The sequence below is a fragment of the Streptomyces marokkonensis genome (assembly GCF_039539045.1).
GTDB classification, from domain to species: domain Bacteria; phylum Actinomycetota; class Actinomycetes; order Streptomycetales; family Streptomycetaceae; genus Streptomyces; species Streptomyces marokkonensis.
In genome coordinates, this window is record NZ_BAABCQ010000044.1 from 1 (window position 1) to 14,757 (window position 14,757).

At 71.9% G+C, this 14,757-nt stretch carries 15 protein-coding genes and 2 pseudogenes; 9 read left to right on the top strand and 8 right to left on the bottom strand.

The features are described 5' to 3' along the window. Positions 1-23 precede the first annotated feature (23 nt). Both ABEA26_RS13705 and ABEA26_RS13710 read right to left on the bottom strand, forming a co-directional pair. Entirely contained in the window at positions 24-665 is a 642-nt protein-coding gene (locus ABEA26_RS13705) for a response regulator (protein WP_345592331.1), read from the bottom strand. Continuing rightward, a complete protein-coding gene (locus tag ABEA26_RS13710) occupies positions 662-1,858 on the bottom strand; it encodes a sensor histidine kinase (RefSeq protein ID WP_345592333.1) in 1,197 nt (398 codons plus the stop codon). Before ABEA26_RS13710 ends, ABEA26_RS13705 begins: the two co-directional genes overlap by 4 nt. Before the next feature lie 152 nt (positions 1,859-2,010). Between ABEA26_RS13710 and ABEA26_RS13715 the strand changes: the two genes are divergently transcribed. Beyond that, entirely contained in the window at positions 2,011-2,598 is a 588-nt protein-coding gene (locus tag ABEA26_RS13715; RefSeq protein WP_345592335.1) for a hypothetical protein, read from the top strand. Continuing rightward, positions 2,595-2,789 (top strand): DUF5708 family protein, encoded by a 195-nt coding sequence (locus tag ABEA26_RS13720; RefSeq protein WP_345592336.1) that lies wholly within the window; start codon positions 2,595-2,597, stop codon positions 2,787-2,789. The genes ABEA26_RS13715 and ABEA26_RS13720 overlap by 4 nt, the downstream gene beginning before the upstream one ends. Here the strand turns inward: ABEA26_RS13720 and ABEA26_RS13725 are convergent. Continuing rightward, the gene (locus ABEA26_RS13725) at positions 2,786-3,358 is read right to left on the bottom strand and encodes a cob(I)yrinic acid a,c-diamide adenosyltransferase (RefSeq protein WP_345592337.1); all 573 of its coding nucleotides are present in this window, start codon (positions 3,356-3,358) and stop codon (positions 2,786-2,788) included. The genes ABEA26_RS13720 and ABEA26_RS13725 overlap by 4 nt on opposite strands. A 13-nt stretch (positions 3,359-3,371) precedes the next feature. Then, positions 3,372-3,512 (bottom strand): annotated as a pseudogene (locus ABEA26_RS13730) (ABC transporter permease); the annotation flags it as partial. Between the two features lie 37 nt (positions 3,513-3,549). On the opposite strand from ABEA26_RS13730, the gene ABEA26_RS13735 reads away from it, so the two are divergent. From ABEA26_RS13735 to ABEA26_RS13755, 5 genes and pseudogenes are all read left to right on the top strand, one after another. Then, on the top strand, positions 3,550-4,344 hold the full coding sequence (locus ABEA26_RS13735; protein ID WP_345592338.1) for an RNA-guided endonuclease InsQ/TnpB family protein: 795 nt from the start codon (positions 3,550-3,552) through the stop codon (positions 4,342-4,344). 18 nt (positions 4,345-4,362) lie between these two features. Continuing rightward, positions 4,363-4,782, top strand: a pseudogene (locus tag ABEA26_RS13740) (TetR/AcrR family transcriptional regulator); the annotation flags it as partial. A gap of 154 nt (positions 4,783-4,936) precedes the next feature. Continuing rightward, positions 4,937-5,785, top strand: a complete 849-nt coding sequence (locus ABEA26_RS13745) for a 3-hydroxyacyl-CoA dehydrogenase family protein (protein WP_345592339.1) — start codon at positions 4,937-4,939, stop codon at positions 5,783-5,785. A 192-nt stretch (positions 5,786-5,977) separates the two neighbouring features. After that, positions 5,978-6,301, top strand: a complete 324-nt coding sequence (locus tag ABEA26_RS13750) for an STAS domain-containing protein (RefSeq protein WP_279561763.1) — start codon at positions 5,978-5,980, stop codon at positions 6,299-6,301. 323 nt (positions 6,302-6,624) lie between these two features. Further along, positions 6,625-9,300: an ATP-binding protein gene (locus ABEA26_RS13755; RefSeq protein WP_345592341.1), complete on the top strand. Its 2,676-nt coding sequence runs from the start codon at positions 6,625-6,627 to the stop codon at positions 9,298-9,300. 96 nt (positions 9,301-9,396) lie between these two features. Here the strand turns inward: ABEA26_RS13755 and nucS are convergent, their stop codons facing one another. Then, entirely contained in the window at positions 9,397-10,068 is a 672-nt protein-coding gene (nucS, locus tag ABEA26_RS13760) for an endonuclease NucS (RefSeq protein ID WP_121749232.1), read from the bottom strand. A gap of 280 nt (positions 10,069-10,348) precedes the next feature. On the opposite strand from nucS, the gene ABEA26_RS13765 reads away from it, so the two are divergent. Beyond that, the gene (locus ABEA26_RS13765; protein WP_345592347.1) at positions 10,349-10,741 is read left to right on the top strand and encodes an SCO5389 family protein; all 393 of its coding nucleotides are present in this window, start codon (positions 10,349-10,351) and stop codon (positions 10,739-10,741) included. 78 nt (positions 10,742-10,819) lie between these two features. On the opposite strand, the gene ABEA26_RS13770 is transcribed toward ABEA26_RS13765, so the two are convergent. Beyond that, positions 10,820-11,848, bottom strand: coding sequence for an LLM class flavin-dependent oxidoreductase (locus ABEA26_RS13770; protein WP_345592349.1), 1,029 nt, complete (start codon positions 11,846-11,848; stop codon positions 10,820-10,822). A gap of 278 nt (positions 11,849-12,126) precedes the next feature. Between ABEA26_RS13770 and ABEA26_RS13775 the strand changes: the two genes are divergently transcribed. Continuing rightward, a complete protein-coding gene (locus ABEA26_RS13775; RefSeq protein ID WP_345592351.1) occupies positions 12,127-12,459 on the top strand; it encodes an ATP/GTP-binding protein in 333 nt (110 codons plus the stop codon). A gap of 51 nt (positions 12,460-12,510) precedes the next feature. Here ABEA26_RS13775 and ABEA26_RS13780 read toward each other — a convergent pair whose 3' ends face one another. Continuing rightward, positions 12,511-13,380, bottom strand: coding sequence for an ABC-2 transporter permease (locus ABEA26_RS13780; RefSeq protein ID WP_345592353.1), 870 nt, complete (start codon positions 13,378-13,380; stop codon positions 12,511-12,513). Next, on the bottom strand, positions 13,377-14,672 hold the full coding sequence (locus ABEA26_RS13785; RefSeq protein ID WP_345592355.1) for an ABC transporter ATP-binding protein: 1,296 nt from the start codon (positions 14,670-14,672) through the stop codon (positions 13,377-13,379). Before ABEA26_RS13785 ends, ABEA26_RS13780 begins: the two co-directional genes overlap by 4 nt. Positions 14,673-14,757: the final 85 nt, after the last annotated feature.

The window sequence follows — 14,757 nt, forward strand, 5'->3', positions numbered from 1 at the left end:
GCCGTCAGCAGCCGGTGCGAGTGCTAGACGCCCAACTCCTGGGCCAGCACCGCGGCTTGCACCCGGCTGCGCAGCTCCAGCTTTCCCAGCAGCCGGCTGACGTGCGTCTTCACCGTGGCCTCGGCCATGTCCAGCCGCGCGGCGATCGCCGCGTTGGACAGCCCCTCGCCGAGACAGGACAGGACCTCCCGCTCGCGCCGGGTCAGGCCCCCCAGCACCGCCGGATCGGCGGTCGGCTCCCGTACCGGCTTCGCGGCGAACTCGGTGATCAGACGCCGGGTGACGGCCGGGGCGACGATCCCCTCGCCGCCCGCCACCGTGCGCACGGCCGTGAGGAGGTCCGTCGCCTCCGTGTTCTTCAGCAGGAAGCCGGCGGCCCCCGCACGCAGCGCCCCGAACACGTACTCGTCCAAGTCGAAGGTGGTCAGCACCAGCACGTCGGCGAGTTGTTCGGCGACCACCAACCGGGTCGCCGACACCCCGTCCATACGGGGCATCTGTACGTCCATCAGCACCAGGTCGGGCCGCAGTTCCCGGGCCAGTGCCACCGCCTGCTCGCCGTCCGCGGCCTCCCCGACCACCTCGATGTCCGGTGCGCTGCCCAGGATCAGCACCAGTCCCGCGCGGACGGCGGACTGGTCCTCGGCGACGAGGACGCGGATCATGTCGGGTCTCCTTCGGTCAGGGGCAGGGCGGCGCGTACCGACCAGATCTTGCCGCCCGCCGAGTCGGGGTCCGCCACCGGCCCGGCCTCGAACGTGCCGTGCAGCAGCGCGGTCCGCTCCCGCATGCCGACCAGACCGGCACCCGAGCCGGGGGCGCGCGGGGTGTCGCGGTCGCCGTACGGGCTGCTCACCCGGACGGACAGGACGTCGTCGCGCCGGGTGAGCCCGACCCGTACCGTCCCCCGCGAGGCGTGCTTGAGCGCGTTGGTGAGCGACTCCTGCACGATCCGGTACGCGGCCAGCTCGACCGGCGCGGGCAGCCCCTCGCCGGACACCGTCTCCAGGGTGACGTCGAGCCCGTTGGCGCGGGCGCCGTCGACCAGCGAGGCCAGGCCGTCGAGGGTGGGCGCGGCGGCCGGCTCCCGGTCCCCGGTGTCGTCCCGCAGGATGCCGATCAGCCGTCGCATCTCGGCCAGCCCCTCGACACTGTTCTCGCGGATCACACCGAGCGCCTGCCGGGTGGTGGCCGGATCGTCCAGGGAGAGCGCGGCCGTGGAGTGGATGGCGATCGCGGAGAGGTGGTTGGCGACCATGTCGTGCAACTCGCGGGCCATCCGAGACCGTTCGGCCGTCACCGCCTGGACCCGGTCCATCTCCGCGAGCAGCGCGGTCTGCTCGGCGCGCAGCAGGGCGGCGTCGGCGGTCTCGCGGTGGCTGCGCACGATCAGCCCCGTCGAGGCGGGCGCGAACGCCACGAAGGCGACGGCGACCCCGATGAGCAGCACCTCGGGCACCCGCCACACGGCGAACGGCACCACGGTCGCGGCCACGGTGAGCAGCCCGGTGATCCACGGAATGCGGCGGGCGAAGGCGGGCGGACCGTACAGGACGGCGGCGTACATCACGTCGGTGTACATGATCAGCGTGACCAGGCTGCCCTGCGTGAGCGTGTCCGCGATCAGCGCGGCGGTGCCGATCAGCAGCCCGGCGCGCGGCGCGGCGCGGCGCAGCAGCTCGCAGCCGGCCATGACGGTGAGCGGGACCAGCAGCGGCCAGCGGCCGTCGAACGGCACGATCGGGTCGTCGGCGGGCCGTACGCCCAGACCGATGCCCCACAGCAGCAGCCCGCCCAGCAGACCCGCCGACGCGGCGCACACGTCGAAGAGGTGCGGGCGGGGGAGTCGTACGGCCATGCCACCATCCAACACGGCCCCGGTCCCGCTCGCCTGATCCCGGGGGACGGTCCGGCGCTGCATCTTTCGATGTACCGGAGGTTCGTCACCGGCGACGACGAACGCGGCGGATTCCCACGGGAGCCTGGAAGGGTGAACGAGGGGAGTACGTCATGGTCGTCGCGTTGATCATCGCCTGCGAGGTCGGCTTCTGGGTGCTGCTGGCGCTCGGGCTGGCCGCCCGTTACCTGCTGAAGTGGCGCCGCACCAGTGTGTTCCTGCTGCTGTGCGAGCCCGTCCTGGAACTGGTGCTGTTCGCCGTCACGGCGATCGACCTGAGGAACGGCGCCGAGCCGGGCTGGGAGCACGGCCTGGCGGCGCTGTACATCGGCTACACGGTCGCGTACGGGCACTACACGATCCGCTGGCTCGACGGCCACGCCGCCCACCGCCTGGCCGGCGGCCCGCCGCCGCCGAAGCCCCCGCGGTACGGCAGGGCCCGGGCTCGGCACGAGGCCCGGCTGTGGCTGCGCACGCTGCTGGGCGCGGCCGTGGCCTGCGCGTTGCTCCAGGGCGCGGTCTGGTACGTCGGTGACGGGGACGTGTCGTCCCTGCGGGCCTTCCAGTGGGTGGCCATCAGGGTCGCCGCCATCCACGGCCTGGTGGCGCTCGGCTATCTGATCTGGCCGAAGAAGGACCCGGCCGGGACGCCGGAGGTCACGGCCGAGCGGCAGGCGGAGAAGGAGGGGGCGCGCTGGTGAGGTATCTGCCGGAGCGCAACCTGTGGGAGGGCGGGGCCACCCTCGTGGCCGGCCTCGCCCTCTGGCTGTTCGCCGGTGACGTGGACGTCCCCGTCGTCGACCTGCCGAAGGTCGGCATCGTGATGATGTGCGTCGGCGGCGCGCAGACCGTGTGGGGCCTGATCCGGTCGGCGCGCCGGCAGCGCGGCTAGCGCTCCCCGCCCGGCACCCACAGCACGTCGCCGATCTCCTTGTTGGCCACGCGGGCCAGGATGAAGAGCAGGTCGGAGAGGCGGTTCAGATAGGTCGCGGTGAGCGGGTTCATCGCCTCGCCGTGGGCCTCCAGCGCCGCCCACGTCGAGCGTTCGGCCCGCCGGACCACCGTGCACGCCTGGTGCAGCAGGGCCGCGCCGGGCGTGCCGCCGGGCAGAATGAAGGAGCGGAGCTTCTCCACCTCGGCCAGGAAGCGGTCGCAGTCCGCCTCCAGCTTGTCGACGTAGAACTGCTCGACCCGCAGGGGCGGGAACTCGGGCTGCTCCACCACCGGCGTGGACAGGTCGGCGCCCACGTCGAACAGGTCGTTCTGGACGCGGACGAGGACCTTGACGACCTCCTCGTGCAGGCCGCCCAGGGCGATCGCCGTGCCGATCACCGCGTTGGCCTCGTTGGAGTCGGCGTACGCGGAGATGCGGAGGTCGGTCTTGGGGACCCGGCTCATGTCACCGAGGGCGGTGGTGCCCCGGTCGCCGGTCCGGGTGTAGATGCGCGTCAGATTGACCATGGGCCCAGCGTAGTTAGGCTCCGGCGGTGCGGAAGACACCTGTGCCCACCGTCACGGCCAGCGCGGTGAAGGCGACGGCGACCAGGACGCCGTACAGCATGTGCGCCGTCGCGTAGCTGCCGACGTACGCGTCCCGGACCGCGTCGGCCTGATAGCCGGGCAGGGGCCCGGTCCTTCCCCCGTTCCTGCGCTTGCCGCAGGCGAAGACGTTCCGAGTCACTTTCCGCAACAGCCAGTGGCACATTGCGTTCGCCGTCATCCCTGTCCCGATCGAGGCCCCGGGAATCGGTGAGGTCATGGGCATCGACCGGGGCGTGAAGATCACCGCCGCTCTGTCGGACGGGCAGAAGCTGAACTGTCCGCAGCTCACCACTCGGGAGCGGGCACGGATTCGCAAGCACCAGCGGCGCGCGACCCGCGCTCCCAAGGGCAGCGAACGCAAGAGGGCCGAGTACGAGAAGGTTGCCGGGCTCAAGGCCCGTGAGGCGAACCGGCGCAAGGACTGGTGCGAGAAGACCTCGACCATGCTTGCCCGCACCTACGGTCTGATCCGGTTCGAGAAGCTGAACGTCAAGACCATGACCGCCTCCGCGAGAGGGACGGCCGAGCAGCCAGGCAAGCAGGTCGGGCAGAAGGCGGGGCTGAACCGGGCGATCCTCGCCCAGGGCTGCGGTTTGCTGCGCCGACGCACAGGCGAGAAGGTTCCCGGCCGGGGCGAAGACGTGCCAGCCCCGTACACATCGCTGCGGTGCAGTGCCTGCGGATGGATCGAGAAGGACTCGCGCAAGAGCCAAGCCGACTTCGCCTGTGTCTCCTGCGGATTCACCTGCAACGCCGATGAGAACGCAGCACACAATGTCGCGGCAGGACAGGGGGTGATTCCCCGCCCCCGGCGTGCAGCCGGTGCCGGAGGGGTGACAGCGGCCACCAGCCGCTCGAGTGCCCGTGAACCACAACCTACCCGGGTTGGAATCCCCCTCTTCTGAGAGGGGGAGGATGTCAACGTGTACAACTACTTTCCGGCCAAGGAGGACCTGTTCCTCGACCGCTCCAAGGGCGTCGTCGAGGTCGAGACCGTCTCGCCCCGTGTGGGGCTGATGGACGGCTACGCACAGTTCATGACGGTCATCCAGGAGTCGCCCGCCCTGCGTTCACGGATGTGGGCGATCGGCCAGGAGGTGCTCGCCGACCTGGAGCAGACCCTGCGCGAGGAGACGGGCGGTGCGGAGGACGGCATGACGGCCGCCCTGATCGCCGGTCAGATCAACTGGCTGCACGGCACGGCCCTCGCGGCCATCGGACAGCGCATGGTCGCCGGCGGAAAGCCCTCGGAGGTCTCCCGGGACGTGCTCCTGCTGCTGGGCGAGATGGAGGAGCTGTTGAACGAGAAGGTGCTCAACTACGCCGTACGGGGCGCGGGGTGACGCCCGGATGGCACACGTGGGTGTGATGTCCGTCATTTGAGACGTGACGCGCGTTACTAACCGGTCACACAGCCCCTCGGTCCCGATAATCTCCGGCCGAGAAGACAGGGCCGGGCAGGCCCTCGAGGAAAGCCTGCATCAGGGGAGTCGCACAGTGGCACGGAAGCTCGCCGTCATCGGAGCCGGTCTCATGGGATCCGGAATCGCCCAGGTCTCAGCCCAGGCGGGCTGGGACGTCGTCCTGCGCGACGTCACCGACGAGGCGCTCCGCCGTGGCACCGACGGCATCCGGGCCTCGTACGACAAGTTCGTGGCGAAGGGCAGGCTCGCGGCCGACGACGCCGAGGCCGCCCTCGCGCGCATCACCGCCACCACCGACCTGGACGCCGTCGCCGACGCGGACGTCGTCGTCGAGGCCGTCTTCGAGAAGCTGGAAGTCAAGCACGAGATCTTCCGCGCGCTCGACAAGCTCGTGAAGGACGAGGCGATCCTCGCGTCCAACACCTCCGCCATCCCGATCACCAAGATCGCGGCCGTGACCGAGCGTCCGGAGCGGGTCGTCGGCGCACACTTCTTCTCGCCCGTTCCGATGATGCGGCTGTGCGAGCTGGTGCGCGGCTACAAGACCAGCGACGAAACGCTCGCCGCCGCACGGGAGTTCGCCGAGTCCACCGGCAAGACCTGCATCGTCGTCAACCGCGACGTCGCCGGCTTCGTGACCACCCGCCTCATCTCCGCCCTCGTCGTCGAGGCCGCGAAGCTGTACGAGTCGGGCGTCGCCACCGCCGAGGACATCGACCTCGCCTGCAAGTTGGGCTTCGGCCACGCCATGGGACCGCTGGCCACCGCCGACCTGACGGGCGTCGACATCCTGCTGCACGCCACGGGGAACATCTACACCGAGTCCCAGGACGAGAAGTTCGCCCCGCCGGAGCTGATGCGCCGGATGGTGGACGCCGGTGACATCGGCCGCAAGAGCGGGCAGGGCTTCTACAAGCACTGAGGTCGCGTCAGCCCCGGCGAACGTCACACGCCGGGGTGAATTCGGTATCGGTTCGCTTACAGGTAGCAACCTCCGATCGTTTCGGCCAGTCAGAGGTTGCAACACCTGATATCGCCGAGAGACCACACGAAGCATCACGAAGAATCACCACGAAGACGAAGAGACGACAAAGACGCACGCCGGGGAGCGCATATGCACATCAGGGGCGACCACGTCGAGCTGGTCGTCGGGGGCCGCCTCGACGTCCGCAGCGCGGCGGACGCCCGTACGGTCCTGCACTCGGCCGTCGACGACGGAGTCGGCGACCTGGTGCTGGACCTGACCGAACTGGACTCCTGGGACGCCACCGGACTCGGCGTGATCATGGGGGCCCACCGGCGGGCCGGCCGCTGTGGCCGGCGGCTGGTGCTGCGCGGCGTACCGCCGCAGATGCAGCGCCTTCTGGTGGCCACCCGGCTGCACCGGATCCTGGCCATCGAGGGCGGCATCGGCGTGGAGACCCTGCCCAGGGTGTGACGCCCGGGCGTTCACGCGCTCACGCGCCGGGGTGTGACGCCACGGGCCGGTGTGGCCCGGTGGGCCGGGGAGGCCCGGACACCACTCGGCGAACCGCCCGACAATCACCCGACACACGCAATCCTCACGAGACTGTGACGTCTTGGACGGGTCGCCACCCCGGACTGTCGGGGATACTGAGCGAAGGTTTAGGGTCTGGCTGCCCGCCATTTCGTGACCCACCGGCGGGCCCGGACCAGAAGCGACAGCGCGGTGTGCGGCAAGGCCGGGAGGGGTGGTCCCGACCCGGGCCCGCACACGACGCTTTTGGGGGGCTTGAACCTATGGACCCGAACAACCGGGGACCCGAGGAGCACGGCCAAGACGGCGACCACCAGGCGCCGCGCCCACGCCCGCCCAGGGACCCCCTCACATCCGACTTCGGACAGCACTCACCCGCGCTCGCCCGCACGGTGCAGCTCGTGTCCGGCGACTTCCTGCTCACCGTCAACCCCGTCGACGGCAGCGAGATCGAGGTCTGCCCGCCCACGGAGCGGCCCGCCCGTCCCGAGAAGCTCACCGCGGCCGAGCGGGCCGAGGCGGAGCGCGTCGCGCGGCCGCCCGTCCCCCCGGGACCGGTCCGGACCGTGCTGGGCCTGCTGGCCCGCGAGGACGAGCGCGAACGCCTGGTGCGGCTGCTCGCCCGCGGCCGTTCCGTCCGCCTCACCGGCCCCGCCGGCTCCGGCCGCAGCAGCCTCCTCGACGTCGTCGCCGAGGACTGCGCGGGCCTCGCACCCGACGGAGTCGTCCGGCTCAGCGGCTTCCACCGCACGGCGGGCGACCTGCTCCACGACCTCTTCTACGCCGTCCACCGCGCGCCCCTGCACCGCCCGGAGCGCGACGAACTGCTCGCCCGGCTCCGGGAGGTCGGCGCGGTCGTCGTCCTGGACGACGTCGAGTTCGGCGGCGCCGCTCTCGACGAGCTGCTGGACGCCACCCCCGAGTGCGCCTTCCTGATCGGCGCGACCCCGGACGTGCCCGCGCCCTCGGCCGACTCGGCCGTCGAGGAGGTCTTCCTCACCGGACTGGACCGCTCGGACGGCGTGGAGCTGCTCGAGCGCGCCGCCGGCCGGACCCTCACCGACGAGGAGGCCAACTGGGCCGGTGACCTCTGGTTCGAGTCCGAGGGCCTGCCGCTGCGCTTCGTCCAGGCCGGCGCCCTGCTGCGCCGGCGCGACCGGCAGCGGGCCGGCGAAGACGCCGTCGACGAGTTCGGCGTCTTCGCCGACGCCCTCCCGGCCGACGGCACGCCCTACGACGCCGCCGAGGCCGACGAGGTGCCCCTGCCGTCCCTCGGGGAGGCCGCCGCACCCGCGCCGCTGCTCGCCTCCCGGCTGAGCGCCTCCGCGCGCGCCACCCTGGAGTTCGCCGTCGCGCTCGGCGGCGAGGTGCCGCACCAGGCGCATCTGCCCGCCCTGATCGGCGACACCCACGCGGACGCCGCCCTCGGCGAGCTGACCGACTGCGGACTCCTCTCGCCGGTCGGCTCCCGCTACCGGCTCGCCGCCGGGGTGCTCAACCAGCTGGAGGGCGCCGGATACGCCGACGACGTACGGGAACGCGCGCTGGCCGCCGCCCAGCACTACGCCTGGTGGGCCGGGCACCCCTCGGTCACCCCGGAGCGGGTCTGCGCCGAGGCCGACGCCGTGCTGGCCGCCCTGGCCGTGCTGACGCCGGCCACGGCCCCGCCCGCGGACGACGAGGACTGCCCCGCCGTCCAGCTGGCCCGGACCGCGGCGCCGGCGTTCGCCGCCGGGCTGCACTGGAGCGCCTGGGAACGGGCGCTGCGCTCCGGCACCGAGGCCTCCCGGCTCGCCGGTGACGTCGCCGAGCAGGCCTACTTCCACCACGAACTCGGCGTCCTCGCGCTGTGCGAGGGACAGCTCGACCGGGCCCGCGCCGAGCTGGAGGCCTCCATCGGGCTGCGCGGCGCCCTGTCCGACAAGCGCGGCGCCGTCGCGGGCCGCCGTGCCCTCGCGCTGGTCGCCGACCGGACCGGGGACACGCCCGGCCTCGGTACCGGCGCGGCCGCGTTCGGCGGAGCGGGGGCCGCCGCCGGATTCGGCGCCGTCGGCTTCGGTCCGAGGGCGGGGGAGGAGGTGCCCGACGCCCGGAACGAGGAGTCGGCGTCGCCGCCCGGGGGCGTACCCGCGCCCTTCCCGCCGCTCCAGCCGCCTCCGCAGTCCCCGACCCTGGTCACCAGGCGGGACCCGGCCACCGGGCCGTCCCGCAAGGCGGGCGTGAACATCAAGGGCTTCGCGCGGCGCAACCTGGTGGCCACCGGAGCGGGCGCGCTGCTCGTCGCCGTACTCGGCACGGTGGTGACCCTCGGCGCCACGTCGGAGAACGACGCCAAAGACCCCTCCGACCAGGTCGGCGTCAACCCGTCGGCCAGTCAGGGAGTGGACGACGGCAGCCTCGGCGCGGACCGGCCGAAGGACGACGGTGAGGGCTCGGGCGACACCGCCGGGGCGACCGGCAGGCCGACCGACCCCGGCCCGGACGGCACTCTCGGGACGTCGGACGACCCGACGCCGACGGATTCGGCGTCGCCGTCGGACGACGCGAGCGACCCGAGCGACTCGGGCGACTCGGGCGAGCCCGAGGACCCTGACTCGTCGGACCCGAGCGACTCGGACGAGCCGGACGACCCCGACTCGCCGTCCAAGCCGCCCACGTCCGACGAGCCGCCGCCGGACTCGACCTCGCCGAAGCCCACCGACACCGAGCCGGATCCCGAGCCCAGCACGTCGTCCGGTGAGCCCGATCCCAGTCCCACCGACACACAGCCGCCCGATCCGTCGACCCCGGAGACGTCCAACAGCGCCAGCGGCCCCGTCGCACCGTCCACCACCGTCGGCTCACCCGCCGGGACGGCCTCGCAGAGCGGCACCGCGAGCACCGGGACGGGTACGGGGACGCCGAGCGGGACCGGACCAGCGGCAGGCCGGATCATCTGACCGCTCTCCGGGACGGCGAGGAACAGCGCAGAAGGGCCGGGTCCGTCACACGGACCCGGCCCTTTCGCACGTGATGTGACGCGACGAGGCTCCCGCTCAGAACAACCGCAGCTTGTCGTCCTCGATGCCGCGCATGGCGTTGTAGTCCAGTACCTGGCAGCCGATGCCGCGGTCCGTGGCGAGGACGCGGGCCTGCGGCTTGATCTCCTGGGCGGCGAAGACGCCGCGCACCGGGGCGAGATGGGGGTCGCGGTTCAGCAGCTCCAGGTAGCGTGTGAGCTGCTCCACGCCGTCGATCTCGCCGCGCCGCTTGATCTCGACCGCGACGGTCCGGCCCTCGGCGTCCCGGCACAGGATGTCGACGGGGCCGATGGCGGTCATGTACTCGCGGCGGATGAGGGTGTAGCCCTCGCCCAGCGTCTCGATACGGTCGGCGAGCAGCTCCTGGAGGTGCGCTTCCACGCCGTCCTTGATCAGGCCGGGATCGACGCCCAGTTCGTGCGAGGAGTCGTGGAGGATCTCCTCCATCGTGATGATGAGCTTCTCGCCCGCCTTGTTGACGACGGTCCAGACGCCCTCCTCCTCGCCCGTGCCCTCCTTCAGGGCGCAGGGCGGCGACATCCAGTTGAGGGGCTTGTAGGCCCGGTCGTCGGCGTGGATCGAGACGCTGCCGTCCGCCTTGACCAGGATCAGCCGGGGAGCCGAGGGCAGGTGTGCGGTGAGCCGTCCGGCGTAGTCGACGGAGCAGCGGGCAATGACGAGACGCATGGTCGGCAACGCTACTCGACGCGCCCGGCCCGACGCGATTCGCCCGTGCCGGGACGACCCCGCACGCTGCCCCACTTCTCCCATTGGCCCCACCTTGCACACTGGCCGATTGTCTGCCTACAGGAGGGGGCGCATATAGGCATTCTCCTGGTGCGGTCACGATCGGTTGCTTACGGTATTGAACGGGAGGTCGCGAGGTATGTACGCAGCGTGTTCAATGTCGCGCACTCCCCTAACTGTCCGGCAACCCCTGCCAGTCGGGGGTGCGAGAGGAGAACCCATGTCGCTCGACGTCTCACCGGCCCTACTCGAACAGGCCGAGCGAGGCGAGGTCGACGAAGCAGCCTTCGTCGACTGCGTCCGGACCTCCCTGCCCTACGCATGGGAGATGGTCAGCGCCCTGGTGGCACAGCTGAAGGTCGACGGCGGTGCGTTCGCCGACAACCAGACGCCCCCGCCGGACGAGCAGGCGCGCGGTCAGCTGCTGCGCGCGCTCGCGAGTGACGCCATACGCGGTGCACTGCAGCGGCACTTCGGAGTGCGGCTGGCCTTCCAGAACTGCCACCGGGTGGCGGTGTTCCCGTTGGACTCCTCCGTCGACGAGAAGCTGAGCCGTTTCACCTCGGTACGCAGCCAGGTACTCAACCAGTCGCCCGAGTTCCGCGACTGCTGAAGCGACGGTCGTCCGCTTGCCGTTCCGTACGAGGGAGGTGCAGTTCGTACCGGGGCGGCAAGCTCCCCGCGCACCTTCTCAGCGGAGCTGGGGGAGTACTTCGTTCCCGAGCCGCCGTACGTTCTCCTCGGTCGCCGCGAGATCTCCGGACCCCTCGACGAGCAGGGCGAAGCGGTTGATGCCGGTCCGCTCGCCGGTCGCCGCGAGCCGGTCCGCGCACAGCCGGGGCGGGCCCACCGGGTGCAGTTGGCAGAGCAGTTCGGTGTAGGCGTAGGGGTCGCGCATCTGCCGGGCGCGGTCGTCCACCGTGACATGGGCGTCGAGCCCTTGCCGGAGCCAGCCCGGCATGGCTTTGAGCAGGGTCTCCGCCGCGTCCGTGCGGCGGTCCGCGATCTGGCAGACGCCGGCCGACACATGGGCCGCGCGGTCGATCTCCGCCGCCGGCCGCCGGGCCGCACGGGCGTGCCTGCGCCACAGGGCCACCATCTCGGCCTTCTCCTCGTCCCCGACGTGCATCCCGAGCAGCATCGGCAGCCCCCGCTCGGCCGCCGTGCGCACGCTGGCCGGAGAGGTGCAGGCGACGACGACCTCCGGACCCGTGCCCTCCGTCAGGGACTCGGAGGGGCGCGGGACGACGGGCACCTCACGGAACCTGTAGCGCTCGCCCGAGGTGCCGACGGCCGGGTCGCGCAGCCAGCGGACCAGCAGATCGAGTGACTCCGGAAAGCCCTTCTCGTAGGCCTCCAGGCCCGCGCCGAACACTTCCAGGTCCACCCACGGGCCGCCCCGTCCCACGCCCAGCGAGAACCGGCCGCCGCTGGTGACGTGCAGCAGCGCGGCCTGCTCGCCGAGCGCCACGGGGTGGGCGGTGGGCAGTACGCTGACCGCGGTGCCGACCCGGATACGACGGGTGCGGCCCAGCAGCAGCGCGGCCAGCGTGACGGCCGACGGGCACGTGCCGTACGGCACGAAGTGGTGCTCGGCCAGCCAGACCGTGTCGAGCCCGGCCTCCTCGGCCACCTCGGCCGAGCGGACCGCGCGGTGCAACGCCTCCCCCTGGCCCTGGCCCGGGAACTGGGCGCCCAACACGAAACTTCCTACGCGCATTGCCTTTTTCCTGCTTCCTCGGCCCCGACACGGAGCTCCCCCACAGGGCATAACCGTCTGACACGTGCCGAGGACACGGCCGGGCGGAGGGATTTGCGGATTGTCTACAGAATCAGCCGTTGTGGCGGTGCCGTACCGGCTGTCGTGAAGGGGCCGCGACGGCTTCCGCGAGAGCTCCGCGGGGGAGTCGGGGTGGTCGTCGACGTACGCGTATTCCTGTCCGTGCCGCGTAGGCTGGACGCCGCCCGCATTCCCTGTACAGCTCCGTGAGGTGTCCCGTGTCCCCGCGTCGCAACCGACCCAAGGAAGCCGGTTCGCCCGGCCGGAGCGCCGAGGACGACGGCTCCGGCCGCTACGGCGGCTGGCAGTCGTCGGAGAGCTGGCAGGGCGAGGACTGGAGCGTACGGCATGTGGCGGGCGCGAGCGCCCAGGGCAAGTCGTACCGCTGCCCGGGCTGCGACCAGCTCATCCCGGGCGGTGTCCCGCACGTGGTGGCCTGGCCGGCGCACTCGGGGGTCGACGACCGCCGGCACTGGCACAAGTCCTGCTGGAACGCGAAGGACCGCCGCACCACGCGGGTGCAGCGGTCCCGTAACGCGCCGAGGTTCTGAACGCTTCTGCCCATGGCGCTCCCGAACGTCGCGTTCGTGGGCGTTCCGCGCCTACACGTCCCGCCTCTCCAGCAGCGCGTACGCGCCGGCGTACGCGACGGCCGTCACGCCGAGCATGATCCACAGCGGGTCCCAGCCGGACGGGCCGGAGTCGCTGAGCGAGTTGGCGTAGAAGATGCTCATCTGGTTGGGGATCGAGTACTCGAACAGCGCCTGCTGCACGTCCCTGAGCGACTCGATGAACATGAACAGCGCGATCACCAGCGGGGCGAGCAGCGTCCCGATCATGATCGTGATGGCGCCCGCGGAGTGCCGGATGATCGAGCCGATGGCGAGCGACAGCAGTCCGAGCAGCGCGATGTAGAACGAGACACCGAACGTGGCCTTCAGCCACTCGCCGCCGGTGGGCTCGTCGACCCCGTTGCCCTCCAGGAGCGCCGTGTGCATGAGGGCGACGAGCGCCGTGCACACCAGCGTCACGACGAAGGCCACCAGGAAGAACACGATCGCCTTCGCCGCGAGGACCCGGCCGCGGCTCGGGCAGGCGGTCATCGTGGTCCGCACCATGCCGGTGCCGTACTCCGAGGCGGTGGTCATCACACCGAGGGTGATGACGCAGATGCTGCCGAGGAGCAGCCCGAAGAAACCCAGCTCCAGGGAGTTCGCGCCGGTGAGGTCGGACGAGGTGCTCGCCACCACCAGGCCGGTCAGCAGTCCGACCCCGACGACCAGCAGGACGAACACGCCCAGCGTCCACATCGTCGAGCGGACCGACTTGATCTTCGTCCACTCGGAGGCGAGCGCGTGCCCGAGGTGCGTGCGCACCACCGGGATCGGCGACGTGTAGGTGGGGTACGGAGACCCGGGCGCCGCCTGCCAGTCGGGTGCGGCCTGCTGCGTCGGGGGCTGGGGCGTGCTCATCGGGCGTCCTCGGACTTGGTCGGGTCGGTGACGGGCGCGGCGGAGGGCGGGGGCGGAGGCGTGGGAGAGGGAGCGGCGCCGGGCGGCGCGGTGACCGGGGCGGGCGCCTGCTGCGGTTGCGGGGCCTGCGGGGTCTGCGGGGTCTGCGCCGCGTAGGGGTTGGCGGGCGGACCGCCCGGTGCCGCGCCGGGCGCCGCCGGGGCGCCGTACGGGCCCGCCGGGGCCTGGCCCGGCGCGCCCTGGGGCGGCGGGAAGGGCTGGGAGCCCTGCTGGGGCGGTGGCGGGGCGTACCAGCCCGGCTGGCCCTGTCCGGGCACCGGCATCGGCGGCTGCGCGCCGGGCGGCAGCGGCTGCTGGAGCCCGGCCTTCTGGTCGGCGGTCGAGCGGTAGTCGACGGCGCCCTGGGTCATCCGCATGTACGCCTCCTCCAGCGAGGCCTGGTGCGGCGACAGCTCCCACAGCCGTACGTCACTGCCGTGCGCGATGTCACTGATCCGGGGGAGTGCCAGCCCGGCCACCCGCAGCGCGCCGTCCTGCTCGGACATGACGTGCCCGCCGGCCTCGGTCAGCGCGGACGTCAGCTTCTCGCGCAGCTGCGGCTCGCTGTCCGGCGTCCGCACGCGCGCGAAGTCGGCGGAGTTGGCCGAGATGAAGTCCTTCACGCTCATGTCGGAGAGCAGCTGGCCGCGTCCGATGACGATCAGGTGGTCGGCGGTCAGCGCCATCTCGCTCATCAGGTGCGAGGAGACGAAGACGGTACGGCCCTCGGCGGCGAGCGCCTTCATCAGGTTGCGGACCCAGTGGATGCCCTCGGGGTCCAGGCCGTTGACCGGCTCGTCGAACAGCAGCACCTGGGGGTCGCCGAGCAGTGCCGCGGCGATGCCGAGCCGCTGGCCCATGCCGAGGGAGAAGCCCTTGGAGCGCCGTCTGGCGACCTCCTGGAGGCCGACCACGCCGAGCACCTCGTCCACGCGCCGGGCCGGGATGCCCGAGAGCTGGGCCAGGCTCAGCAGGTGGTTGCGGGCGGCCCGGCCGCCGTGCACCGCCTTGGCGTCGAGCAGCGCCCCGACCTGGCGGGCGGCGTTGGGCAGCTTGCGGTACGGGTGGCCGCTGATCGTCACATGCCCGGAGGTCGGGTTGTCCAGGCCGAGGATCATGCGCATCGTCGTCGACTTGCCCGAGCCGTTGGGCCCCAGGAAGCCGGTGACGGCGCCGGGCCGCACCTGGAAGGACAGGTTGTACACAGCGGTCTTGTCGCCGTAGCGCTTGGTCAGGCCGACAGCCTCGATCATGCTCCGCACCCATCGAAAGGTTCAGGGACAGCAGGGCACACGCCCCCGTAAGGGTTAGGAGGATAACGAGGCGCTGACGGTTCCG

What these genes read in the sequence shown, in the direction of transcription:
- ABEA26_RS13705 (WP_345592331.1), bottom strand. Translation starts at nt 665, where the DNA reads ATGATCCGCGTCCTCGTCGCCGAGGACCAGTCCGCCGTCCGCGCGGGA.
- ABEA26_RS13710 (WP_345592333.1), bottom strand. Translation starts at nt 1,858, where the DNA reads ATGGCCGTACGACTCCCCCGCCCGCACCTCTTCGACGTGTGCGCCGCG.
- ABEA26_RS13715 (WP_345592335.1), top strand. Translation starts at nt 2,011, where the DNA reads ATGGTCGTCGCGTTGATCATCGCCTGCGAGGTCGGCTTCTGGGTGCTG.
- ABEA26_RS13725 (WP_345592337.1), bottom strand. Translation starts at nt 3,358, where the DNA reads ATGGTCAATCTGACGCGCATCTACACCCGGACCGGCGACCGGGGCACC.
- ABEA26_RS13750 (WP_279561763.1), top strand. Translation starts at nt 5,978, where the DNA reads ATGCACATCAGGGGCGACCACGTCGAGCTGGTCGTCGGGGGCCGCCTC.
- ABEA26_RS13755 (WP_345592341.1), top strand. Translation starts at nt 6,625, where the DNA reads ATGGACCCGAACAACCGGGGACCCGAGGAGCACGGCCAAGACGGCGAC.
- nucS (WP_121749232.1), bottom strand. Translation starts at nt 10,068, where the DNA reads ATGCGTCTCGTCATTGCCCGCTGCTCCGTCGACTACGCCGGACGGCTC.
- ABEA26_RS13765 (WP_345592347.1), top strand. Translation starts at nt 10,349, where the DNA reads ATGTCGCTCGACGTCTCACCGGCCCTACTCGAACAGGCCGAGCGAGGC.
- ABEA26_RS13770 (WP_345592349.1), bottom strand. Translation starts at nt 11,848, where the DNA reads ATGCGCGTAGGAAGTTTCGTGTTGGGCGCCCAGTTCCCGGGCCAGGGC.
- ABEA26_RS13780 (WP_345592353.1), bottom strand. Translation starts at nt 13,380, where the DNA reads ATGAGCACGCCCCAGCCCCCGACGCAGCAGGCCGCACCCGACTGGCAG.
- ABEA26_RS13785 (WP_345592355.1), bottom strand. Translation starts at nt 14,672, where the DNA reads ATGATCGAGGCTGTCGGCCTGACCAAGCGCTACGGCGACAAGACCGCT.